Origin of the sequence: Mesorhizobium sp. M4B.F.Ca.ET.203.01.1.1, assembly GCF_004791025.1 — a bacterium.
Lineage (GTDB): Bacteria > Pseudomonadota > Alphaproteobacteria > Rhizobiales > Rhizobiaceae > Mesorhizobium > Mesorhizobium abyssinicae.
This window is the reverse complement of the sequence record NZ_SRUO01000016.1, coordinates 77,522-99,968: the sequence shown is the minus strand read 5'-3', so window position 1 is coordinate 99,968 and position 22,447 is coordinate 77,522. Positions and strand designations below refer to the sequence as shown.

Here is a 22,447-nt window from a genome sequence, read left to right as displayed (position 1 = left end):
GCAAGCGGTGGTTCCGGGGAGCTTTCGCAGGTGCAGCATAGAGCGGGATCGCGGCGAAAGCCAAAGGAGAAATGCCTTGCTTCGGGATGATCTTCAATGAGCGAAAAAGGCTCGCGTCTGGAAAACAAGGTCGCCATCATCACCGGCGCCGCATCTGGCTTTGGCGAGGGCATGGCCAGGCGCTTTGCCGAGGAGGGCGCCAGGATTGTCGTCGCCGACCTCAATGCCAAGGGCGCCGAGCGCGTGGCCGGCGAGATCGGCGACAAAGCGATCTGGACCCAGACCGACGTGTCGCAGCGCTCCGAATTCGACGAGATGGTCTATGCCGCCAAGAGCGCCTTCGGCCGCATCGACATCATGGTCAACAATGCCGGCTATACGCACCGCAACGGCGACATGCTCGACATCGACGAGACGACCTTCGATCTGATCACGGCCGTCAACATGAAGGCGATCTACCACGCGGCGCGCGCGGTGGTGCCGATCATGGAGCGGCAGGGCGGCGGCGTCATCCTTACCACCGCTTCGACCGCCGGCCTGAGGCCGAGGCCCGGCCTCACCTGGTACAATGCCTCGAAAGGCTGGGCGATCACCGCCACCAAGTCGATGGCGGTCGAGCTGGCGCCAAAAAACATCCGCGTCAACTGCCTCTGCCCGGTCGCCGGCGAGACCGGCATGCTGGAGAAGTTCATGGGCGCCGACACGCCGGAAATCCGCGAGAGGTTCCGCGCCTCGATCCCGCTCGGCCGCCTCTCGACGCCGCTCGACATCGCCAATGCAGCACTTTGGCTCGCCTCCGACGAAGCCGCTTTCATCACCGGCGTGGCGCTCGAGGTCGACGGCGGGCGCTGCATCTGAACGGCGGGCCTGAATTGACGAGCCGCCCGGGAACTGCATAAGGCTTCTCGAGGAAGCAGGGTGGCCATGCGATGAATGCCCGATTGCGCAAGATTCGCCGGAGCCTGTGGCACCGCCACAAGATCTACAGGGCCAGGCGCGCCCGTTCAAAGAGCAAGGCGACCTTCATCGGCGTCACCGGCAGTTCCGGCAAGTCGACGGCGGCGGCGTTGCTCGGCCATATTTTGGCCAGCCATGGCCCGGTCTACACGCAGGTTCTCGCCAACGCCATCGATGCGCTGGCCAGCACGCTCTACAAGCGTATGTGGAAATCGGGCAAGGTCGACCACGTCGTGTTCGAGGCAGGCGCCTATGGCGTCGACACCATCAGGCCGATGGCGGAACTGCTCAAGCCGCATGTGGCTGTCGTTACCATGGTCCGCCTCGAACATTTGGCCAGTTTCAGGACCCTTGAGAACGTCGCCCTGGAAAAGCGCGCCCTGGTCGATGCGCTGCCACCGGGCGGTCTTGCCGTGCTCAACGCCGACGATCCGCATGTGCTCGGCATGGCTTCGGGCACCAGGCATCGCGTCGTCACCTTCGGCCGGACGGAAGATGCGGATTATCGTGTCACCGACACGCAGGCCGCCTATCCTGAAACGCTGAGCCTCACGGTCCGGTGGCGTGGCGGCACGCTCGACCTGAAGACGCTGTTTCCGGCCAAGTATCTATGGCTGCCGACGGCGGCGGCTGTGGCCACCGCGCTGGAGCTCGGCGTGCCGCCCGAAAAAGTCGCGGCGCGCGTGGCGACGTTTCGGCCCTTGGTCAATCGCTGCCAGGTGCTCGTTATCGAGGACGGTCCGCACTTCCTGGTCGACACCGCCAAGGCTCCCTGGCATTCGATCAACCTCGCCATCGACATGGTGGCCAAGGCCAAGGTCGCCTCAAAACGCATCGTTCTCGGCCAGATTTCGGATTATGTGGGTTCGACAAGAAAGTACCGTGACGCCTACAACACCGCGCGCGAGGTCGCTGGCCAGGTGATCTATGTCGGCGACAACGCGCATCGCTCGGGCGCCGGCCAGGCCGACCGCGATGGCGGCCGGTTCGTCGAATTGCGAACGCCCAGGGAAGTCTCCGACCACATCAGGAAAACGGCAGTACCGGGCGAACTGATCCTGCTCAAGAGCTCGTCCAACCTTCACCTCGAGAGGGTCGCGCTCGCCTGGACCCACGATGTCAAATGCTGGGTCCCGGTTTGCGGAAAAAGGTCTGGATGCCAGGGATGCGGCCTGTTCGAAGTGCCCTTCGAGCAACATCGCGCCCACGTCAGAAAGCGCAGGCGGGCCCGGCTATGGCAGTGGCTTAGGCTGACCGGCGGCGATGAAGCTCTCAGGCGCCGGTCTTGATGTAGGTCTTGTAGACCCAGCCGCGCTTGCCGTTATAGACGATCTGGCACCACTTCTTGCAGCTTATGACCTGCACCGAGGTCTTCGCGGGCACGGTGACCATGGCCGCCGCTTTCTGTTTCGGGCCGGCCCGCATGGTGACGGCCCGCAGGATGCGTCCGGTACTGGCCGCGCTGGCTTGTTGAGGCTTTGGCTTGGCATCGTCGCCTGCGGATGCCTGCGCTTCCGGCGCCTGCGGGTCCGGCGCGGGAATGGCGGCGGTCTTGGCGCCGTCGGGATCGTCCTTCGCCGGCGCCGCGCTGGGCGCGGCCACCTTGGACAGCAAGGCGGTGGCGTCTGATTGAGGCGCCGGTTCGGCGAATGCGGTGTCGGTTGGCTTGGCGGTCTCTTCGGCCTGTCGGCCTGCCGCCTGATCGGATGGAGCAGGCGCGGGGTCGTTGGACGCGGCCTTGGTGTCCGGTGCGGTCCAGCGCGGGTCGTTGGACGCCAGCGCCGGTATCTTGGCTTCCTTGGCGGCGACGACGGCCGACACCGCGTCGGCCTTGCGCGCCGCCTGCGGCGCCACTGCGATCGCCGTGGCGTTCGCGCTGACGGGCGCGATCTTGGTTGTCTTGACCGGGATTGTCGGGACGCTTTGCGCCGGGCTGGCAATCGCTTGCCGGTCGCTGGCCGGCAGCGCCAGCCACAACGCAATCCCCGCCACGCCGAGGAGGGCCGCGGTGCCGACAGCGGCAATCACCAGATGCGAATTGGACCGCACGCCCTGCCAGAACGTGGGCCGCCTGTCATAGCCGAACTGCATTGCAAAGTGCCGCCGTTCCGGCGCGCCGAAACTGAAGGGCTCGTTCACTCTAACCACCTCCAATAGGTGGGCCGACGTTCTTTCGATCGGTGCCGGAGGTCCGGCGGTGATCGGCATCGGTCCCAAAAACACAAGCGGGCGGGCCCGCGAAAGTCCCCGTCTTACAGCCCAGAACCCGCATCCTTTGCCGGTGATTGTGGCATCAGTGCGCCCTTGCAACGAATTCTGCACCCTTGTTAAGGATTCCGCAACATCTCGAATTGGCACGAACTGCCGAATGGAATCAGGCAGATAGGCCGGAAGCTCCGTTCCGGCCGGTGCTTCCCCTGCGTCAGATCCTGTCGCGCAGGGCGAACCAGCTGAGCGCCAGGAACAGCAAGGGCGCGCGGAAACGCCGGCCGCCGGGGAAAGGCGGGACCTTCAGATCCTCGATCAGCTTCAGCCGGTCGCGGTTGCCGAGCACGGTCTCGGCATAGAGCTTGCCGAAGAAGTTCGACAGCATGACGCCGTGGCCGGAATAGCCGCCGACCGAGATGACATTGGGCATCACTTCGCGCACGAATGGCTTACGCGGCACGGTGATGCCGACATAGCCGCCCCAGCCATGCGTGATCTCGACATCCTTCAACTCCGGATAGAGTTCCGCGATCTGGCGGCGGATATGGATGTGGATGTCCTTCGGATCGTTGACCGCGTAGACCTCGCGCCCGCCGAACAAAAGCCGGCCGTCCTTCGACTTGCGGAAGTAGCGCACGACGAAGCGGGAATCGTCGACCGACTCGCCGCCCGGCAGCACGGTCGAGGCCGATCCGAGCGGCACCGTCGCGCCGATGAAGGAGCCGATCGGCATGATGTGCGCGGCGCTCACCGGCTCGAGCGTGCCGCCATAGGCGTTGACGCCGATCAGGCATTTCTCGGCCGTGATCGTGCCTTTCGGCGTCGTCACCCTCACCTTGCCGCCGCCGCAGACGATGCCGGTCGCCGGCGTCCGCTCGAACAGCTGCGCGCCGGCCCCGGCCGCTGCTTTCGCCGTGCCGATCACCAGCTTCAGCGGGTGGATGTGCCCGGTGCCGGTGTCGCGCGTGCCGCCGAAATAGCGCGTCGAGCCCAGCCGCTCTGCGGCTTCCTTCGCGTCCATGAAGGAAATGTGCGGGTAGCCGAAGCGGCTCGCCATGATCTCGGCATGCGCCTTGTAGTCGTCGACATAGCGCTGCTTGTGCGCCACCGACAGCTGGCCAGGCATGTAGTCGATCTCGATCCTGTTGACGGCGGCAAATTCGAGCAGATGCGCCTTGGCCTCCTCGGCGAGGTCGAACAGCGCCTTGGCGCGAGAAAGGCCGTATTCCGCCTCCATCTCCTCGGCCCAGGCGCGCTGGCCGGTACCGAGCTGGCCGCCATTGCGCCCCGAAGCGCCGTCGCCGAACCGATGCGCCTCGATGAGCACGACATTGCTGCCGGCCTTCGCCAGATGCGCCGCCGCTGACAGGCCGGTGAAGCCGCCGCCGACGATGACGACATCGCATTGGCGGTCGCCGTCGAGAGCGGGGTATTCGGGCCGTGATCCGGCCGTGTCCTCGTACCAGGACCGGCCGGGGGATACTGGGGATTGGTAGAGCATGATTGAGTAGGGGAATAGGGGAGTAGGGGAGTAGGGGAGTAGGGGATAGGGGATAGGGGATAGGGGAGCTAGTCGGCTGAGAGTTTGCGGATCAGAAGGCGAAGAAGCTTCCCGACACTTTCGGTCCCCTCCAACAATGAAACCGTCGTCGGTTTCGACGCGATACCGGTACGCTCGGCAATCAAGATCTGTGTCTCCAATTCCTTTAGTGACCCTTGGGCGATGCGGAGAAATTGCTGATAGGAACCGCGGATCTCTCTGCCATAACCCTCAGCTATATTCGCGGGTATCGAGCTGGCTGCACAGCGCACCTGGCTGGTCAAACCATAAAGTTCCTCCTTCGGCCAGGATTTCGTTGCGCCATACACTGCCACGGCGAGATCCATCGCTTGCTGCCAGACAATCAGGTCCTTGTAGGAACCCGTTTTCTCATTCATTCGCCCTACTCCCCTACTCCCCTACTCCCCTAAACATTGAGCAACAAATACTCCCGCTCCCACGGGCTGATCACTTCCATGAAGGTCTCGAACTCGGCCCGCTTGATCGCCGCATAGGTCGCGGTGAAGGACTTGCCGAGGATGGCGCCGAGGTCCTCGTCGGCCTCGAACAGGTCGACGGCCTCGAGCAGGCTGCGCGGCAGGTCGATCTCATCGGCGTTCGCGGTGGTCAGCACCGGGGGCTCGGCCTTGACCTTGTTGATCATGCCGATCAGCCCGCAGGCGAGCGACGCGGCGAGCGCCAAATAGGGGTTGGCGTCGGAGGACGGGATGCGGTTTTCGACGCGCCGAGCCGCCGGATCCGAGCGTGGCACGCGGAAGGCGGTGGTGCGGTTGTCGTAGCCCCATTTGTTGTTGACCGGCGCCGAGGCCGCCTGCGTTAGCCGCCGGTAGGAATTGACATAGGGCGCGAACATCACCAGCGCGTTCGGCACATGCTTCTGCATGCCGCCGATGAAGTGGAAGAAATCGTCCGTCTCCGAACCGTCCTCGGCCGAGAAGACATTCCTGCCGGTCTTCCTGTCGACGATCGACTGATGGATGTGCATCGCTGAGCCCGGCTGGCCCTGGATCGGCTTGGCCATGAAGGTGGCGTAGATCTCGTGCTTGAGCGCTGCCTCGCGAATGGTGCGCTTGAACATGAACACCTGGTCGGCGAGCTCGATCGGGTCGCCGTGGCGCAAATTGATCTCGAGCTGGCCGGCGCCTTCCTCGTGGATCAGCGTGTCGATCTCCAGGCCCTGTCCTTCGGAGAAGTGGTAGATGTCGTCGATCAATTCGTCGAACTCGTTGACGCCGGCGATCGAATAGCCGGCGCCGCCGCCGATCGGCCGTCCCGAGCGCCCGACGGGCGGCGTCAGCGGATAGTCCGGATCGGGGTTCTTGCGCACCAGGTAGAACTCGATCTCGGGCGCCACCACCGGCTTCAGCCCGCGATCGGCGTAGGCGGCAAGCACGCGCTTCAAGACGTTGCGCGGCGTGAACTCGACCGAGCGCCCATCCTGGTGGACGAGGTCGCAGATGACAGCCGCCGTCGGGTCCTCTTCCCACGGCACCACGGTCAGCGTCGAAAGGTCCGGCATCAACTTGAGGTCGCCGTCGTCCTCTGGATAGTGGAAGCCGTTGCCGTCCTCCGGATAGCCGCCGGAAATCGTCGTCATGAACACCGCCGAGGGCAGCGCCAGCGAAGTGTTGGAGGTGAATTTCTTCGACGGCATCATCTTGCCGCGGGCAACGCCGGCCTGGTCGGGCGTGATGCACTCGATGTCTTCGATGCCGCGCCATTCGAGCCAGGCGCTGACTTCCTTCCAGTTCTTGACGCCACGTTGGCTTTTCACGAAGGCAGGCGTACGGGCGCGTCCTCCGCGGCTCGACGGACGGACTTCCTTTTTTGCAGGCGGCATCAGTCACCAGATTGGGTTGCGGATGGCGAAGTATAGCCGTGGCCGGCGATGGAAGGGAAGGGGAGCCGCTCGACCGGCCGCCGCTGTTGAAATTCGCGGCGGTGAGCTTAGGTTCGACGCCTCGCGAAATGCGACTACCTTACGCGCCGAACGCAGGACAGCCATGACCAGCCATGAACTGACGACGATCGGCTTCGATGCCGACGACACGCTGTGGCAGAACGAGCAGTTCTTCCGCCTCACGGAAAAGCGCTTCGCAGGGCTGCTTGCCGAGCATGGCGAGGCTGATCATGTTTCGGCAAGGCTGCTCGAGGCCGAGCGGCGCAACCTTGCCGTCTACGGTTTCGGCATCAAGGGCTTCACGCTGTCGATGATCGAAACCGCCATCGAGGTCAGCGGTGGCCGCGTGCCGGGGTCGGTCGTCGCCGAGATCCTTGCCGCCGGACGCGAGATGCTCAGTCATCCGATCGAACCGCTGCCGCATGCGCGCGAGACCGTGGAGAAACTGGCCGGCGCCTATCGTCTCGTGCTCATCACCAAGGGCGACCTTTTCGACCAGGAGCGCAAGCTGGCGCAATCGGGCCTCGGCGATCTGTTCGACGCCGTCGAGATCGTCAGCGACAAGAGCGCGGCCACCTATGCCCGTGTCTTCAGTCGCCACGGCGACGGGCCGGGGAAAAGCATGATGGTCGGCAACTCGCTGAAGTCCGACGTCGTGCCGGCCATCGAGGCCGGCGGCTGGGGCGTCCACGTGCCGCACGAGTTGACCTGGGTGCTCGAGCATGTCGAGGCGCCGACGGCCGCGCCGCGTTTTCGCCAGATCGCCGATCTCGGGCAATTGCCTGCGCTGATCGAAGGCATCGTCACGGCTGGCTGAGCCTGTCGAGATTGGCGGCCGGTCGACCCGAATTTTTGGTCAGCCGCGCACGAGCCCGATCAGCCGGTCGATCACCGGTTGCAGCCTTTCGGGAGTGATCGGCTTGGCGACCACGGCATCGATCACGCTGGATAGGCCGAGGCTCTCCGGTGTGCCAGTCTTGGTTGAAAGCAGGATCACCGAAGGCAATGCCTTGCCCGAGATCCGCCTGAGCGCGTCGATGCCGGAGATCAGCGCATCGCAGTCCTTGTTGTCGGCGCCCCCATCGAGCACGACTGCGCCGGGAATGAGGCCCCGCAGCGCCTTCGCGGCCGTTTCAGGCGATTCGGAAATCGGCTTCAGCCCTGATTTCTCGACGATTTTCGCCACGACGACGCGGTTGATCGGGGATCGTCCGATGACCAGCACCTGCGAGAAATCCGTCGCCAGGCCGGCATCCGTGCCGCGAGCCGCCGCATTGGGGTGGTCTGCAGTCCTGGTCTCTCGATCAGTGGGGCTCATGGGCGGGCGGGCACTCGTCTCTGTTTCAATGCAGGGTTGAAACCTGAGGAACAATTGGCGTGAGATTGCCGCCGGTGTCAAGCTGAAATGGCTAACATCTGGAATATAGCAAGAAAACCTAAAATTTAGTGCAAGTTCTATTCCTGGCAGTAGTGGATCGGCCGTGAAAAACGAGTAGTGGATCGGCCGTCAAAAACGAAAGTCGCCCGCGCGTTGCGGCGCGGGCGAGACAAAGTTCGGCCTTTGCGCGGTCGCAGAGCGAATGCGCGGTGGAATTGCCTAGCTGTGGCTTTGCTGGGTCACGATCACCGGGATCAGCAGATCGCCCCAATTGCCGTCGCCGCCATGATGTCTGGCCGAACGCACCAGTTCCACCGAGACGCCCGCTTCGACCGCCTTCATCACCGACTGGTTGAGCCTGTGCAGGTCATTGGCCAGCATGCGGATGGTTGCCTGCTGGTCGACGCTCATCGCCGAGGATTGCTCTTCGGCTCTTTCCTTGACGCGGCTAATCGATGCCATTGGTCTTCTCCTTTAAGTTGCCCTTCGGGCGTTTCCTCTGTTGGTCGTCTCTTGCGCCGGCTCACTCTGCCGCCGGCTTGAACTGCGCGTGTTCGGTCGATTCATGCATGGCCGTTGTCGAGGACTGGCCGCCGCTGATCGCCATCGACACCGCATCGAAATAGCCGGTGCCGACCTCGCGTTGGTGCTTGGTCGCGGTGTAGCCATGAACCTCGGCCGCGAATTCGGCTTCCTGCAATTCCGAATAGGCTGCCATCTGCCGCGCCTTGTAGCCACGCGCCAGCTCGAACATGCCGAAGTTGAGCTGGTGGAAACCAGCCAGCGTGATGAACTGGAACTTGTAGCCCATGGCGCCGAGTTCCCGCTGGAACTTGGCGATCGTCGCGTCGTCGAGGTTCTTCTTCCAGTTGAACGACGGCGAGCAGTTGTAGGCCAGCAGCTTGCCCGGATGATGCTTGCGCACGCCCTCGGCGAACTTCCTGGCCTGCGCCAGATCCGGCTTCGAGGTCTCGCACCAGATCAGGTCCGCGTGCGGCGCGTAAGCGATGGCGCGCGCGATGCACGGCTCGATGCCGTTCCTGACCTGGTAGAAGCCTTCGACCGTGCGGCCGGCCTCATAGTCGACGAAGGGCCGGTCGCGCTCGTCGATGTCCGAGGTCAGAAGCTTCGCCGCCTCGGCGTCGGTGCGCGCCACGACCAGCGTCGGCGTGCCCATCACGTCGGCCGCGAGACGGGCCGCATTGAGGTTGCGGATATGCGCCGCCGTCGGGATCAGCACCTTGCCGCCGAGATGGCCGCACTTCTTCTCCGACGCCAGCTGGTCCTCGTAGTGGACGCCGGCGGCGCCCGCCTCGATGAATGCCTTCATGATTTCGAAGGCATTGAGCGGCCCGCCGAAGCCAGCCTCGGCGTCGGCGACGATCGGCGCGAACCAGGTCTCGACCGAAAGTCCCTTGCCTTCGGAGGTCTCGATCTGGTCGGCGCGCTGCAGCGTGCGGTTGATGCGCTTGACCAGTTCCGGCGCCGCGTTGGCCGGGTAGAGCGACTGGTCGGGATACATGGCGGACGCGGTGTTGGCGTCGGCCGCGACCTGCCAGCCCGACAGGTAGATCGCCTTCAGCCCGGCTCTGACCTGCTGCATGGCCTGGTTGCCGGACATCGCGCCGAGCGCGTTGACGAAGTCCTCCTCGTGGATGAGCTTCCACAGCCGGTTGGCTCCCATCTCGGCCAGGCTCTGGCGGATCTGGACCGAGCCGCGCAACCGCTTCACATCCTCCGGCGAATAGGGCCGCTCGATGCCGTCGAAGCGGCCTTCGGGCGCGGATGGGACAAGGTTGTAAAAATCGGTCATTGCATACTCCAGTTCATTCGATGCCGGTTTTTGGAAACGTCGCCCATGGGAGCTGTGCGCCGTCGATGTGTGACATCATTTACATCGCACTGCGAAAAGCGCGAGGAAAACCGCAACATCGGCCGGAAAATAAGGGAAAATCAGTGTTGCGTTTGACTGGTGAGCCTTGTAAATTTGTCACGATTGTAAAAGGGCCGAGAAGGCACTTGCGGCCAAATCGTGTAAATTCCTGTCAAGGATAGATGGGGTGGCTGACCAGAAGATTTTTGCCGGGCCGCGCATCCGCCGCATCCGCAACGCCAAGGGCCTGACCCAGACGGCGATGGCCGAAGGGCTCGGTATCTCGCCGTCCTATCTCAACCTCATCGAGCGCAACCAGCGGCCGCTGACGGTGCAGCTGATCCTCAAGCTGGCATCGGTCTACAAGATCGATCCGCATGAATTGCAGGGCGAGGCGAAGGGTTCGATATCGGCGCTCAGGGAAGTGTTCGGCGATCCGCTGCTGTCGGGCGAACTGCCGGGCGACCAGGAGCTGATCGAGCTCGCCGAGGCCGCTCCCAATGCTTCCGCCGCGATGGTGAAGCTGTTTCGCGCCTATCGCGAACAGGCGGAGCGGCTTTCCGACCTCAACGAGCTTCTGGCGCGCGAAGGCCGCGCCACCGCCCTGTCCGGCGCCCGCCTGCCGGTCGACGAGGTGCACGAAATTTTCGAGCGCCGGCCGAACCATTTCACCGCCCTGGAGGAGGAGGCCGAGGCCTTCACGGCGCTGCTCGATCCTGGCGACGACCTGTTCGGCGCGCTGAAGACCTGGCTGAAGCGCGAATATGGCATCGTCGTCAAGGTGCTGCCGGTCGCCACCATGCCGAACTGGCGCCGCCGCTACGACCGCCATTCGCAGCGCCTGTTCCTGTCGGAACGGCTGTCGCCTTTCGACCAGTTGCGCGAGGTGGCGATGGAAGCCTCGCTGATCCGCATGACGGTCGCGGTCGCCGGCGAGATCCAGGCACTGAAGCTGGCGACTGACGAGGCCCGCCGGCTGGCGCGCTTCGAGCTTGGCCGTTACGCCGCCCACGCGCTGATGATGCCCTATCAGGCGTTTCACGCGGCCGCGCTGCGCTCCCGCTACGACATCGACGTGCTGCGTTCGCGCTTCGGCGTGTCCTTCGAGCAGGCGGCCAACCGCCTGACCATGCTGCAGCGGCCGGGCGCGGCGGGCGTGCCGTTCTTCATGCTGGAGGTCGACAATGCCGGCAACCGCTTCCGCAAGGCCGGCAGCCAGGGCTTTCCGCAGAGCCGCTTCGGCGGCGGCTGCCCGAAGCTCGCCGTCCATGCCGCCTTCACCCAGCCCGGGCAGATCCTGGTGGAAGCGGTGGAAATGCCGGACGGCGCCGAATTCCTCTGCATTGCCCGCACGCTGGAAGGTCCACAGGGCGCCTTCTCGGAGCGGCCGCGCCGCACGGCGCTGCTCATCGGCTGCGATATCGGCTTTCGTGACGAGATCGTCTATGGCGGAGCCCTTCCGGGGACGGCGAGCGGCAAGTCGGGGCAGGGCGTCGCCGTTGCCACGCCGGTGGGACCCGCCTGCCGGCTCTGCGAACGCATAGGTTGCCTGGCGCGCGCCGAGCCGCCGGTGACGCGGCCGCTTGGCCTCGACGAGATGGTGACCGGCCTGAGCGCTTTCGATTTCCAGTGACGTCGACTGTGCTGGTCGGCCCGGAGGCTCGTCCTCCGTTGCAACAGCAAGCCATTGCGGTTTCCCCCCGCAATATTGCCGTCGGCAATATTGATTAAGCATTGGCGTCGCGATATCAAAAAAGAATTGCGCAAGGCTGGGGGGTCGGCGAATGAACAGGACAGTTTTTTGGCTTGGGCTGACGCTTGCCCTTTCAGCCTCATCCGCATTTGCGGAGAAATCCTCGGAATTCTTCAAATCGTACCAACAATACAACGATGCCGGTAAGGCATTCCTCGACAAGATCGAGCCCAGGACCGGAGCGATAGATCTCGCCGAAGGCGTGCACCTCGACCTCAAGGGCAAGTTCTACTTCCTGGACAAGAAGGATTCCGCCTCTGTCCTGACCGAGGCCTGGGGCAATCCGCCAGATGTCGGCACCGGCTCCGTCGGCATGATTTTCCCGGCAAACCACGACCCCATCTCCGAGAACAATTGGGGCATAGAACTGCGCTGGGAAAAGATCGGCTATGTCGATGACAGCGACGCGGCGTCCATCGACTATGCTGAATTGCTGCGCGGCATGCAGGAAGACACTCGGTCGAGCAACGATCAAAGGGTGAAGGATGGATTTCAGCCCGTCACCTTGATCGGCTGGGCCTCGCCGCCGGTCTACGATGCCGTCAACAAGCGCCTGCACTGGGCCAAGGAGCTGCAGTTCGGAACCGATGCCGTCCACACGCTGAACTACGATGTGCGCTTTCTCGGCCGGGAGGGCGTGTTCGTGATGAGCTACATCGCCACGGTCGATCAACTGCCGGAGATCAGGCAAAGCCTGGACGAGGTGCTCGGCATCGCCGCCTTCAGCCCCGGCAAGAAGTATGTCGATTTCAAGCCAGGCTTCGACACCGTCGCCGCCGTCGGCATCGGTGGCCTCATTGCCGGCAAGCTGGCGGCCAAGGCCGGCCTGCTGGCGGTGGCGCTGATCGCGCTGAAGAAGTTCGGCGTGATCCTGCTGGTTCCGCTGGCGGGCCTTTGGCGGCTCATTCGGCGCAACCGAGACGCCTCCTCCTAAAGTGCGATGACCGGTCTCTGCCGACCGAATGGCCGAGTTGCTGGTCGTCAGTGCGCCAAACGGAATGCGAGGCTGGATCACGCCTCGCGGCCGTCGGTGCGTTACGCCAATGCGGCGCGTTCCTGCCGCCCATCGCGCATCGTGCCGCCCTGAAATCGCCGACAGCCGCAACCATGACCGACGCCGCATCGCCAGCTTCGCCAGCCGTCCCGCCGCGCCCGGCCATCTCTCCCGGCGAGGAGCGCGTCGGCATGCTGCTGGTGTTCCTGTCGGCGCTGATGTGGAGCTTTGGCGGCACCATCGCCCGTTTCATCGACGTCACCGACAACTGGACGATCGTGTTCTGGCGCTCTCTCTGGGCGGTGGCGTTTCTGCTCTGCTTCATGGCCTGGCGCGACGGCTGGCGGGGCACGCTGAGATTGTTTCGCGACATGGGCCTGCCGGGCCTTGCCGTGGCGGTATGCTTCGCCACCGCGTCGACCTCGTTCATCGTGGCGCTTTCCTACACCACGGTCGCAAACATCCTCTTGATGCAGGCCGGCGTGCCGCTGCTGGCGGCACTGCTTGCCTGGGTGGTGTTTCGCGAGCGGGTGGCGACGGCGACCTGGGTGGCGATCGCCGCCGTCATCACCGGCGTCGCCATCATGGTCTCGGAATCGCTCGATGGCGCGGTGTCTCCCATCGGCGATGGCCTGGCGCTGCTCATCGCCTGCATGTTCTCGATCGCCACCGTGATCACCCGGCGCTTCGCCCATGTGCGCATGACGCCGGCCAACTGCCTCGCTGCGCTGCTCGCCTGTGCCTTTGCCGCATCCCAGGCGTCGGAGTTCGCCGTGTCCAGTCGCGACATGGCTTTCCTGTTTGCGTTCGGCGTCCTCAATCTTGGCGTCGGCCTTGCCTTCTTCGCCACCGGCGCCCGTCTCGTTCCGGCGGCGATGGCGGCACTGCTTGGCACGTTCGAGCCGATCCTCGGCCCGATCTGGGTCTGGCTCGTGCATTCCGAGGTGCCATCGGCGCGCACGATTGTCGGCGGCGCGGTCGTCGTCGCCGCGCTCCTCGTCCACATCGCTCTCGAGTTCAAGCGCCAGGCGCGGCCCGAGCGGCCGGGCGTCACCGGCGTGCCGTCTCCGAATTGATGAAGCGCAGGCGCCAAAGCGCGCGATGAGCCATTGACAACGTCGCTGCCGGGCGGGCAGGCTAAGAGCACGGCAACAACAAGACAGGCGTATCTTGCCAAGTCTCAATGCCGGTCTGATCGGGACCGGACCACATCGTTGTATCCCTGCCCGCGCCATGGCGAAAGCCTCTGACGACGTCGGCACACCCCCCAGGCCACGGCAACGGCCCAAAGCTTTTTCCGGCTCCGCATCGCACCGCCCCTATGCCGGCTGTTCGCGCTTGTCGCTCCCCGGAAAGCTCAATAATCTGAAGCAAAAGCCCAGCCGCGCGGACACCGCGACGGATTGGCGACGGAACACTCACCAAAGGAGAACAACATGATCCGCAAAGCGCTCTGGCTTTCGGCGACATCCGTATTTCTGGCGCTTTTGACGCCTGCCGGTCACGCCGAGGACCGCGTCGTCAACGTCTTCAACTGGTCCGATTATATCGACCCGACGATCATCGAAGACTTCACCAAGAAGACCGGCATCAAGGTCGTCTATGACACCTTCGATTCCAACGAAATCCTGGAAACCAAACTGCTGGCTGGCGGCAGCGGCTATGACGTCGTCGTGCCGAGCGGCAATTTCCTTGCCCGCCAGATCCAGGCCGGCGTTTTCCAGAAGCTCGACAAATCGAAACTGCCGAACCTCTCCAACATGTGGGACACGGTTTCGGAAAGAACCGCCAAATACGACCCCGGTAACGAGTACTCCATCAACTACATGTGGGGCACGGTGGGCCTCGGCTACAACATCAAGAAGGTGCAGGCAGCGCTTGGCACCGACAAGATCGACAGCTGGGACGTGTTCTTCAATCCGGACAATCTGGCCAAGCTGAAGGATTGCGGCGTCTATGTGCTGGATTCGCCGGCCGACATCATCCCGGCCGCGCTGAAATATCTCGGCCTCGACCCCAACAGCACCTCTCCCGACGAGATCGCCAAGGCCGAGGAAGCGTTGCTGAAGGTGCGGCCCTATATCCGCAAGTTCCATTCGTCGGAGTACATCAACGCGCTCGCCAATGGCGACATCTGCCTGGCTGTCGGCTGGTCGGGCGACGTCTTCCAGGCGCGCAACCGCGCCGTCGAGGCCAAGCAGGGCGTCGAGATCGGCTACTCGGTGCCGAAGGAAGGCGCCCAGATGTGGTTCGATCAGATGGCGATCCCCGCCGACGCGCCGCATGTCGCCGAAGCGCATGAGTTCCTCAACTACATGATGACGCCGGAGGTGATCGCGAAGTCGTCGAATGCGGTGCTCTATGCCAACGGCAACAAGGCCTCGCAGCAGTTCGTCGACAAGGCGCTTCTGGACGACCCGGCGGTCTATCCGGACGCGGCGACCCTGGAGAAGCTCTACACCGTCCAGCCCTACGATCCGAAGACCCAGCGCGTCATCACGCGCACCTGGACCAAGATCGTGACCGGCCAGTAGGCAAATCGGCACGACCCCGGCGGCAGGCCGCCGGGGTCGTGCTCTTTGGGGGCAAGACAAAAGGACGGAGTGGGGAACATGAAATCGCTTGGCAGCATCCGCAGGGACTTCGCGCCATGGAACGACCCGAACGCCAAGCCATACATCCAGTTCGACAATGTCACCAAGAAGTTCGGTGACTTCATCGCCGTCAACAACCTGTCGCTGACCATCTTCGAGCGCGAGTTCTTCGCGCTGCTCGGCGCCTCCGGCTGCGGAAAGTCGACGCTCTTGAGGATGCTTGCCGGTTTCGAGGAGCCGACCGCCGGGCGCATCCTGCTCGATGGCCAGGACCTGCGCGGCATCCCGCCCTATCGGCGGCCGGTCAACATGATGTTCCAGTCCTATGCGCTGTTCCCGCACATGACGGTCGAGAACAACATCGCCTTTGGCCTCAAGCAGGAAGGCATGCCCAAGCCCGACATCGAAAAGCGCGTCGCCGAGATGCTGAAGCTGGTCAAGCTCGAGCAGTTCGCCAAGCGCAAGCCGCACCAATTGTCGGGCGGCCAGCGCCAGCGCGTCGCGCTCGCCCGCTCGGTCGCCAAGCGCCCCAAGGTTCTGCTGCTGGACGAGCCGCTTGGCGCGCTGGACAAGAAGCTGCGCGAGGAAACACAATTCGAACTGATGGACCTGCAGCAGGAGCTCGGCCTCACCTTCGTCGTCGTCACCCACGACCAGGAAGAGGCGATGACCATGGCCGACCGCATCGCCATCATGGACAAGGGCGAGGTGATGCAGGTCGCGACGCCGGCGGAAGTCTATGAGGCCCCCACCTCCCGCTTCGTGGCGCATTTCGTCGGCAACGTGAACATGTTCGAGGGCAAGGTCGCCGAGCGGGCGGCGAACACGACGCGCATCACCGGGGCGACCGGAGCCCAGATCGTCGTCGAGAATGGCGGCAATACCGCCGCCGGCGCCGACATCGTCTTCGCCATCAGGCCGGAGAAGATCAAGGTTTCATCGAAGAAGCCGGCCGATGCGGTCAACGCGCTTGAAGGCGAGGTCTATGACGTCGCCTATCTCGGCGACATGACCGTCTATCACATCCGGCTCGACGACGGACAGATGGTGCGCGCGAGCGCCATGAACGCCTCGCGCGTCAGCGAGGATCCGCTGACCTGGAACGATCGCGCCTGGGTCTCCTTCCGGCCCGACGCCGGCGTCGTGCTGGCACGGTAGAGGCGATCATGTCGAGCGCCGCCACCGCTGAAACAACCTCACCGGCAGCCGATGCCGCCAAATCCCCGCTGGCCAGACTGGGTTCGGCCTTCGTCAACCGCCTGGTCATCATCGTCCCCTATCTCTGGCTGCTGTTTTTCTTCCTCATCCCGTTCGTCATCGTCTTCAAGATCTCGCTATCGACGACGGCGATCGCGATGCCGCCCTACACGCCGGTGCTCGACTTCAGCGGCGGCATTTCCGGCTTCTTCGGCCAACTGAAGCAGCTCGGCGTCGACAACTACACCTGGCTGACCGAGGACGCGCTCTACTTCAACGCCTATGTGACCAGCCTGATCATCGCCGCGATCTCGACGGTGCTGACGCTGATCGTCGGCTATCCGATCGCCTACGGCATGGCGCGTGCGCCGGCGACGATCCGGCCGACCTTGCTGATGCTGGTGATCCTGCCGTTCTGGACCTCGTTCCTGATCCGCGTCTACGCCTGGATCGGTATCCTCAAGCCGGAGGGCCTGCTCAATCAGCTGCTGCTCGCCACCGGCGTCATCAGCCAGCCGCTGATCATCCTCAACACCTACACGGCGATCTTCATCGGCATCGTCTATTCCTACCTGCCGTTCATGGTGCTGCCGCTCTATTCGTCGTTGGAGAAGATGGACTATTCGCTGATCGAGGCCGCCAAGGACCTCGGCTGCCCGCCGACCAGCGCCTTCTGGAAGATCACCTTCCCGCTGTCGCTGCCCGGCGTCATCGCCGGCTGCCTGCTGGTCTTCATCCCGGCGGTCGGCGAGTTCGTCATTCCCGACCTGCTCGGCGGTTCGCAGACTCTGATGATCGGCAAGACCTTGTGGAACGAGTTCTTCGCCAATCGCGACTGGCCGGTTTCGTCGGCCGTCGCCGTCATCCTGCTGCTGCTGCTGATCGTGCCGATCATGCTCTTCCAGCAGGCCCAGGCGCGCGCGCAGGAGCAGGGCAGATGAACGCCACCTGGAGCCGCTTCAACATCACCTCGGTCGTGCTCGGCTTTGCCTTCCTCTATCTGCCGATCGTGCTGCTCATCGTCTTTTCCTTCAACGAATCGAAGCTGGTCACCGTCTGGGGCGGCTTCTCGACCAAATGGTACGTATCGCTGTTCCACAATCAGGGCCTGATGGACGCCACATGGGTGACGGCGCGCGTCGGCGTCATCTCGGCCACCGTGGCCACCGTGCTTGGCACGCTGGCGGCCATCACCTTGACGCGCTACACGCGCTTCAGGGGGCGCATCCTGTTTTCCGGCATGGTCTTTGCGCCGCTGGTCATGCCGGAAGTCATCACCGGCCTGTCGCTGCTCCTGCTCTTCGTCGCCGTCGGCCTCGACCGCGGCTTCCTGACCGTGACGCTCGCCCACATCACCTTCACCATGTGCTTCGTGGCCGTCGTCGTGCAGTCGCGCCTGGTTTCCTTCGACCGGTCGCTTGAAGAGGCGGCGATGGATCTCGGCGCGCCGCCGGTGAAGACATTCTTCCACATCACACTGCCGGTCATCCTGCCGGCGATCATCTCCGGCTGGATGCTGGCCTTCACGCTGTCGCTCGACGATCTGGTCATTGCCTCCTTCACCTCAGGGCCGGGCGCCACCACGCTGCCGATGAAGATTTACAGCCAGGTCCGTCTCGGCGTGACGCCCGAAATCAACGCCGCCTGCACCATCCTGATCGCGGTCGTCGCCGTCGGCGTCATCATCGCCTCTGTCGCCAACAAGCGGCGCGAGGTCCAGCGTCAGCGCGACGAGCAGGCTGCGCAGCGCGGGTAGGGGGCGTCGGGGTCAGGCGCGAACTTACTCGCCGGAAACGCCGCGGCTGATCGGCGAGATGAATGGCGTGCTCCAGGTGCCGCCGACGAAGAACAGCGACTGGTTGGGAGCCTGGGGAGGCTGACTGGTCGGCTGGCCGCTAGGCTGCTGCTGCGCCGGCTGTCCGCTCGGGGTGACACCGCCCGACAGCGCCAGCCCGCGTCCGGCATAGGAGGCGATGCCGGACAGCCAGATCTTGGATTTCGCCGAATTGGCTTCGGCCTTGTCGAGCCGCGCCACGCCCTTGGAGATGCTGGCCTTGATCTCGGCGCCATCGATCGGCAGCGTGCCGTCGGCAACGTCGTCAAGCGCGAAGAAACCGCCCTGCTCGGTATGTTTGAGGAAGGCCGGCAGGTTGAGCCTGGTGAGGGCGCCCGGTCCGACGGTCGCTGAGACCGATCCGTCGGCATTTTCGAAGATGGAATTCCAGGATCTGCCCGGCCCCTTGAGGATGACCGAAACGGTTGCCGTCCCGACAGGCACCAATCGTGTCATTCCCGCCGCGGTGGCGAACGCGCCGCCATCGACGTCGGAAGCCAGAAGCCGGATCTCGACCTGCGTGCCCTCGGGCTTGCGGTCGAAGCGCAGGCTGCTTTGGATATTGCCGCCGAAGGCGGAGGCGTCGGAAATGTCGAAGACGGCGAGCCCGTTCTTGACCTGCGCCGTGGCGGCAACGTCGGCAAGCTGGACCGGCCCGGCGGTGGCGTGCGCCGCCGACAGGCGAAGGTCGAGATTGATCTTGTCGGCGAAGCTGGTGTCGATCTCGCCGGGGCCGGCTTCACCGGTCGGCGTGATCGGGGTGAAGGCGGAGAGGAACGACCTGAGGTCGAGCGTGTCGAAGGCCAGCGTGCCGGAGATAACCGGGAGCGCTTCGCTGAAGGAGAAGTCCAGCGCCCCCATTCCCGGATTGTTGTCGAGCGCCACCGTGGTGTTTTCGAACTTCACCCGGCCGGCCGCCGCCGTCACCTTGCTAGCGACCGAGACCGCTCCGATCGCCGCGCCGGGCGCGATGCCGGCCTGCGACCACTCAAGCACGCGCCGCAGCGAGGGCGCCGCGAACTTTGCCTGGCCGTCGAAATAGGCGTTGTCCGACATCGAAGCGATGCCATCGAAGGAGAAGCTTGCTGGCGCAGCCTTGAAGGACAGTGTGATCGGGGCTGCGCCCCCGGCGAAAAACACCAGCGGCTTGGCCGATGCGAAGTCGACGGCGACGCTTTCGCCGCGCCAGATCCCCGTCGCCGTCAGTGTCGCATTGCTGTTCATCGCCGCCCAGTTCGCCTGGCCGGACAGGCTGCTGAGGATCTCCTGCTCCTTGCCGCCGATAGAGGCCACCACCCGGCCGTCGCGGAATTCGACGGTGCCGAACGGGTCGGAGGGCAATTTGCCGAGATCGGGTTTTTGCGGGTTGGCGGTGACGAGGCCTCGCGCTGTGTCGATCGAGCGCGTGATGCGGCCGCCGGTCGGGATGGCTGGCAGGAAGAGGCCCTTGGCGGTGCGCTGGACCCTGATCGTCGGCCGCACCAGCCTGGCCGTCGAGAACACGACGTCGCCTTGCAGGGCCGCCATGGCGGAAAGATCGACCTCGACCCGTTCGGCCTCGATCACCGGCGGCGCGTCGGTCTCGGTCCATTGCGAAAGCGTCACGTCGGTCAGGATGGCGCGGAAGGTCGGCCACACCTCGATGCGCGGCGAGCCGTCGATGGTGACCCTGAAACCGCTCCAGGCGCTCATCTCCCAGGCGATGCGGTCGCGCACGATGCGGGTCGAGGCTATCAGCGGCAGCGCGGCGACGACCAGCGCGATGACGAGCACGGCAACGCCGACCGCCCATACTCCGCGACGGATCAAAGATGATGGCATATCGCCCTATATGCTTCCATTGCCGACAAATCGCCCGACGGGTGTAACCCAGCGCCGACGCATTTCAAGTCTTTATGGCCCGGCGATGGCATTTGCGCACACTCTGGAGGTGCTGGCCGAACAAAATCTTGCTCTGCTGCGCTGCGGTATGCATAAGCCTGCCACCGACCGTCGCCGAAATTATGCGCCGGTTTTGGGACAACGACGGTCGCGGCATTGAGCTTAACTGCCGCAAACGCGACGCGTTCTTGGGAGGAACGACCATGGCCGCCGACACCCCCTTGTGGACGCCGACGCAGGACCGGATCGACGCGGCGCCCATGACCGCCTTCATGAAGGCCGCGGCGGCGAAAACGGGCACCGCATTTTCCTCCTATGCCGAGCTTCACCGCTGGTCGATCGACGATCGCGAGGCGTTCTGGGACCTTGTCTGGGATTTCTGCGGCATCGTCGGCGACAAGGGGGAACGCGTGCTGGTCGACGGCGACAGGATGCCGGGCGCCGCCTTCTTTCCCGACGCCAGGCTGAACTTCGCCGAGAACCTGCTGAAGAAAACCGGCTCCGGCGATGCGATCGTCTTTCGCGGCGAGGACAAGGTGGAGCGGCGGCTGTCCTGGAACGAACTCAATGCGCTGACGTCGCGCCTGCAGCAGCTCTTCCTGTCGCTGAAGGTGAAGAAGGGCGACCGCATCGCCGCGATGATGCCCAACATGCCGGAGACCGTCGCCGCCATGCTCGCCGCCGCCTCGATCGGCGCCGTGTGGTCGTCCTGCTCCCCGGATTTCGGCGAGCAGGGCGTTCTCGACCGTTTCGGCCAGATCGAGCCGGTGGTCTTCATCGCGCCCGACGGCTACTGGTACAATGGCAAGGCGATCGAGGTCGCCGACAAGGTCAAGGCGGTGGCGGCCAAGCTTGCGACCGTGCGCAAGGTGCTGATCGTCGATTACCTCGGCACCTCGACCGACGTCGCCGCGACCATCGACAAGGCGGATGCCCTGGAGGCGGCCTTGTCTTCCTTCGCCGTCAAGCCCGTGGCGTTCGAAGGACTGCCGTTCTCGCACCCGCTCTACATCCTGTTTTCCTCCGGAACCACCGGCATTCCGAAATGCATCGTCCATTCGGCCGGCGGCACGCTGATCCAGCATGTCAAGGAAGAGCGGCTTCATGCCGGTCTGCTCGACGGCGACCGCTTCTTCTACTTCACCACCTGCGGCTGGATGATGTGGAACTGGCTGGTCTCCGGCCTCGCCTCGGGCGCGACCTTGCTGCTCTACGACGGTTCGCCCTTCTACCCGGATGGCAATGCGCTGTTCGATTTCGCCGACGCCGAGAAGATGACCTATTTCGGCACCTCGGCGAAATTCATCGATTCGGTGCGCAAGGCCGGCCTCGAGCCGATCAAAACGCATGATCTTTCGACGGTGCGCACCATCTCGTCGACCGGCTCGCCGCTGTCGCCGGAGGATTTCCGCTTCGTCTATGACGGCATCAAGAAGGACGTGCATCTGGCCTCGATCTCCGGCGGCACCGACATCGTCTCCTGCTTCGTGCTCGGCGTGCCGATCGAGCCGGTATGGACCGGCGAGATCCAGGGAGCCGGCCTCGGCCTTGCCGTCGATGTCTGGAACGACGACGGCAGGCCGGTCAGGCAGGAAAAGGGCGAGCTGGTCTGCGCCAAAGCCTTTCCGGCAATGCCGATCGGCTTCTGGAACGACCCCGAGGACAAGAAGTACCGGGCCGCCTATTTCGAGCGCTTCGACAATGTCTGGTGCCATGGCGATTTCGCCGAATGGACGGCGCATGGCGGCATGATCATCCATGGCCGCTCCGACGCGACGCTCAATCCGGGTGGGGTCAGGATCGGCACGGCCGAGATCTACAATCAGGTCGAGCAGATGCCGGAGATCCTCGAGGCGCTGTGCATCGGCCAGGATTTCGACAATGACGTGCGCGTCGTGCTGTTCGTGCGGCTGGCCGCCGGCGTGAAGCTCGACGAGGATCTGGAAAAGCGCATCCGCGCCAAGATCCGCACTGGCGCAAGCCCGCGCCATGTGCCGGCCAGGATCGTCGCCGTCACCGACATTCCGCGCACCAAATCTGGCAAGATTACCGAGCTTGCGGTGCGCGACGTGGTGCATGGCCGCGCCATCAAGAACAAGGAGGCGCTTGCCAATCCGGAGGCGCTGGAACTGTTCCGCAATCTGCCGCAGCTTGCCGACTAACCATCTCCGCAATGGTAAACAAAATATGTCGGCCGAATTTACCTAGATTTCATGAGTGGTACACATTCGTAAATTTTCCGCCCGGCGGGTAAGGATTTGTTAAGGGCCGGCGCCGATAGTCGCATGTAACTTGAGGGAGAAATCCCGTTCCTCGT

General features: G+C 64.1%; 19 protein-coding genes. 11 read left to right on the top strand and 8 right to left on the bottom strand.

Annotated features, from left to right (window positions below):
* Positions 1-96: 96 nt before the first annotated feature.
* Together EN846_RS26915 and EN846_RS26910 are read left to right on the top strand one after the other, a co-directional pair.
* The gene (locus EN846_RS26915; protein ID WP_127392747.1) at positions 97-858 is read left to right on the top strand and encodes an SDR family oxidoreductase; all 762 of its coding nucleotides are present in this window, start codon (positions 97-99) and stop codon (positions 856-858) included.
* Positions 859-941: 83 nt separating this feature from the next.
* Positions 942-2,246: a Mur ligase family protein gene (locus tag EN846_RS26910; RefSeq protein ID WP_245493446.1), complete on the top strand. Its 1,305-nt coding sequence runs from the start codon at positions 942-944 to the stop codon at positions 2,244-2,246.
* Here the strand turns inward: EN846_RS26910 and EN846_RS26905 are convergent.
* The 4 genes from EN846_RS26905 to EN846_RS26890 form a co-directional block, all read right to left on the bottom strand.
* Positions 2,230-3,096, bottom strand: coding sequence for an SH3 domain-containing protein (locus tag EN846_RS26905; protein WP_127392748.1), 867 nt, complete (start codon positions 3,094-3,096; stop codon positions 2,230-2,232). The two genes, EN846_RS26910 and EN846_RS26905, sit on opposite strands and share 17 nt — an antisense overlap.
* Before the next feature lie 283 nt (positions 3,097-3,379).
* Entirely contained in the window at positions 3,380-4,666 is a 1,287-nt protein-coding gene (locus EN846_RS26900; protein WP_127392749.1) for an FAD-binding oxidoreductase, read from the bottom strand.
* A 68-nt stretch (positions 4,667-4,734) separates the two neighbouring features.
* On the bottom strand, positions 4,735-5,103 hold the full coding sequence (locus EN846_RS26895) for a four helix bundle protein (protein WP_127392905.1): 369 nt from the start codon (positions 5,101-5,103) through the stop codon (positions 4,735-4,737).
* Positions 5,104-5,132: 29 nt separating this feature from the next.
* Positions 5,133-6,566 carry a glutamine synthetase family protein gene (locus tag EN846_RS26890; protein ID WP_127285060.1) on the bottom strand — a complete coding sequence of 478 codons (1,434 nt, stop codon included), beginning with the start codon at positions 6,564-6,566 and terminating at the stop codon, positions 5,133-5,135.
* Positions 6,567-6,729: 163 nt separating this feature from the next.
* Here EN846_RS26890 and EN846_RS26885 point away from each other — a divergent pair, with 163 nt between their 5' ends.
* On the top strand, positions 6,730-7,443 hold the full coding sequence (locus tag EN846_RS26885; RefSeq protein WP_127285061.1) for an HAD family hydrolase: 714 nt from the start codon (positions 6,730-6,732) through the stop codon (positions 7,441-7,443).
* A 39-nt stretch (positions 7,444-7,482) separates the two neighbouring features.
* On the opposite strand, the gene EN846_RS26880 is transcribed toward EN846_RS26885, so the two are convergent.
* From EN846_RS26880 to aceA, 3 genes are all read right to left on the bottom strand, one after another.
* Positions 7,483-7,944, bottom strand: coding sequence for a response regulator (locus EN846_RS26880; RefSeq protein WP_127285062.1), 462 nt, complete (start codon positions 7,942-7,944; stop codon positions 7,483-7,485).
* A 279-nt stretch (positions 7,945-8,223) separates the two neighbouring features.
* On the bottom strand, positions 8,224-8,466 hold the full coding sequence (locus EN846_RS26875) for a hypothetical protein (protein WP_127287374.1): 243 nt from the start codon (positions 8,464-8,466) through the stop codon (positions 8,224-8,226).
* Positions 8,467-8,527: 61 nt separating this feature from the next.
* Positions 8,528-9,817: an isocitrate lyase gene (aceA, locus tag EN846_RS26870; RefSeq protein ID WP_127309631.1), complete on the bottom strand. Its 1,290-nt coding sequence runs from the start codon at positions 9,815-9,817 to the stop codon at positions 8,528-8,530.
* Between the two features lie 247 nt (positions 9,818-10,064).
* Between aceA and EN846_RS26865 the strand changes: the two genes are divergently transcribed.
* The 7 genes from EN846_RS26865 to EN846_RS26835 all read left to right on the top strand — a co-directional run bounded on the left by EN846_RS26865 (position 10,065) and on the right by EN846_RS26835 (position 18,171).
* Complete coding sequence (locus EN846_RS26865) at positions 10,065-11,510, top strand: helix-turn-helix domain-containing protein (RefSeq protein WP_127309632.1); 1,446 nt, start codon at positions 10,065-10,067, stop codon at positions 11,508-11,510.
* A gap of 151 nt (positions 11,511-11,661) precedes the next feature.
* Entirely contained in the window at positions 11,662-12,564 is a 903-nt protein-coding gene (locus EN846_RS26860) for a DUF2167 domain-containing protein (RefSeq protein WP_127392904.1), read from the top strand.
* 173 nt (positions 12,565-12,737) lie between these two features.
* Positions 12,738-13,700 (top strand): DMT family transporter, encoded by a 963-nt coding sequence (locus tag EN846_RS26855; RefSeq protein WP_128346428.1) that lies wholly within the window; start codon positions 12,738-12,740, stop codon positions 13,698-13,700.
* A gap of 360 nt (positions 13,701-14,060) precedes the next feature.
* On the top strand, positions 14,061-15,158 hold the full coding sequence (locus EN846_RS26850) for a polyamine ABC transporter substrate-binding protein (protein ID WP_127392522.1): 1,098 nt from the start codon (positions 14,061-14,063) through the stop codon (positions 15,156-15,158).
* A gap of 78 nt (positions 15,159-15,236) precedes the next feature.
* A complete protein-coding gene (locus EN846_RS26845) occupies positions 15,237-16,376 on the top strand; it encodes an ABC transporter ATP-binding protein (RefSeq protein WP_127392521.1) in 1,140 nt (379 codons plus the stop codon).
* A gap of 8 nt (positions 16,377-16,384) precedes the next feature.
* The gene (locus tag EN846_RS26840) at positions 16,385-17,356 is read left to right on the top strand and encodes an ABC transporter permease subunit (protein WP_127309771.1); all 972 of its coding nucleotides are present in this window, start codon (positions 16,385-16,387) and stop codon (positions 17,354-17,356) included.
* Positions 17,353-18,171, top strand: coding sequence for an ABC transporter permease subunit (locus tag EN846_RS26835; protein ID WP_127284455.1), 819 nt, complete (start codon positions 17,353-17,355; stop codon positions 18,169-18,171). Before EN846_RS26840 ends, EN846_RS26835 begins: the two co-directional genes overlap by 4 nt.
* A 24-nt stretch (positions 18,172-18,195) precedes the next feature.
* On the opposite strand, the gene EN846_RS26830 is transcribed toward EN846_RS26835, so the two are convergent.
* Entirely contained in the window at positions 18,196-20,070 is a 1,875-nt protein-coding gene (locus EN846_RS26830; RefSeq protein ID WP_127284454.1) for an AsmA family protein, read from the bottom strand.
* A gap of 263 nt (positions 20,071-20,333) precedes the next feature.
* On the opposite strand from EN846_RS26830, the gene EN846_RS26825 reads away from it, so the two are divergent.
* Positions 20,334-22,292 carry an acetoacetate--CoA ligase gene (locus EN846_RS26825; RefSeq protein ID WP_127284453.1) on the top strand — a complete coding sequence of 653 codons (1,959 nt, stop codon included), beginning with the start codon at positions 20,334-20,336 and terminating at the stop codon, positions 22,290-22,292.
* The last annotated feature ends 155 nt before the right edge of the window (positions 22,293-22,447 follow it).

Excerpts from the sequence above, each read along its gene's own strand:
- EN846_RS26830 (WP_127284454.1), bottom strand. The coding sequence starts at position 20,070 with ATGCCATCATCTTTGATCCGTCGCGGAGTATGGGCGGTCGGCGTTGCC.
- EN846_RS26835 (WP_127284455.1), top strand. The coding sequence starts at position 17,353 with ATGAACGCCACCTGGAGCCGCTTCAACATCACCTCGGTCGTGCTCGGC.
- EN846_RS26855 (WP_128346428.1), top strand. The coding sequence starts at position 12,738 with ATGACCGACGCCGCATCGCCAGCTTCGCCAGCCGTCCCGCCGCGCCCG.
- EN846_RS26825 (WP_127284453.1), top strand. The coding sequence starts at position 20,334 with ATGGCCGCCGACACCCCCTTGTGGACGCCGACGCAGGACCGGATCGAC.
- EN846_RS26875 (WP_127287374.1), bottom strand. The coding sequence starts at position 8,466 with ATGGCATCGATTAGCCGCGTCAAGGAAAGAGCCGAAGAGCAATCCTCG.
- EN846_RS26890 (WP_127285060.1), bottom strand. The coding sequence starts at position 6,566 with ATGCCGCCTGCAAAAAAGGAAGTCCGTCCGTCGAGCCGCGGAGGACGC.
- EN846_RS26850 (WP_127392522.1), top strand. The coding sequence starts at position 14,061 with ATGATCCGCAAAGCGCTCTGGCTTTCGGCGACATCCGTATTTCTGGCG.
- aceA (WP_127309631.1), bottom strand. The coding sequence starts at position 9,817 with ATGACCGATTTTTACAACCTTGTCCCATCCGCGCCCGAAGGCCGCTTC.
- EN846_RS26840 (WP_127309771.1), top strand. The coding sequence starts at position 16,385 with ATGTCGAGCGCCGCCACCGCTGAAACAACCTCACCGGCAGCCGATGCC.
- EN846_RS26895 (WP_127392905.1), bottom strand. The coding sequence starts at position 5,103 with ATGAATGAGAAAACGGGTTCCTACAAGGACCTGATTGTCTGGCAGCAA.
- EN846_RS26900 (WP_127392749.1), bottom strand. The coding sequence starts at position 4,666 with ATGCTCTACCAATCCCCAGTATCCCCCGGCCGGTCCTGGTACGAGGAC.
- EN846_RS26885 (WP_127285061.1), top strand. The coding sequence starts at position 6,730 with ATGACCAGCCATGAACTGACGACGATCGGCTTCGATGCCGACGACACG.
- EN846_RS26860 (WP_127392904.1), top strand. The coding sequence starts at position 11,662 with ATGAACAGGACAGTTTTTTGGCTTGGGCTGACGCTTGCCCTTTCAGCC.
- EN846_RS26880 (WP_127285062.1), bottom strand. The coding sequence starts at position 7,944 with ATGAGCCCCACTGATCGAGAGACCAGGACTGCAGACCACCCCAATGCG.
- EN846_RS26845 (WP_127392521.1), top strand. The coding sequence starts at position 15,237 with ATGAAATCGCTTGGCAGCATCCGCAGGGACTTCGCGCCATGGAACGAC.
- EN846_RS26915 (WP_127392747.1), top strand. The coding sequence starts at position 97 with ATGAGCGAAAAAGGCTCGCGTCTGGAAAACAAGGTCGCCATCATCACC.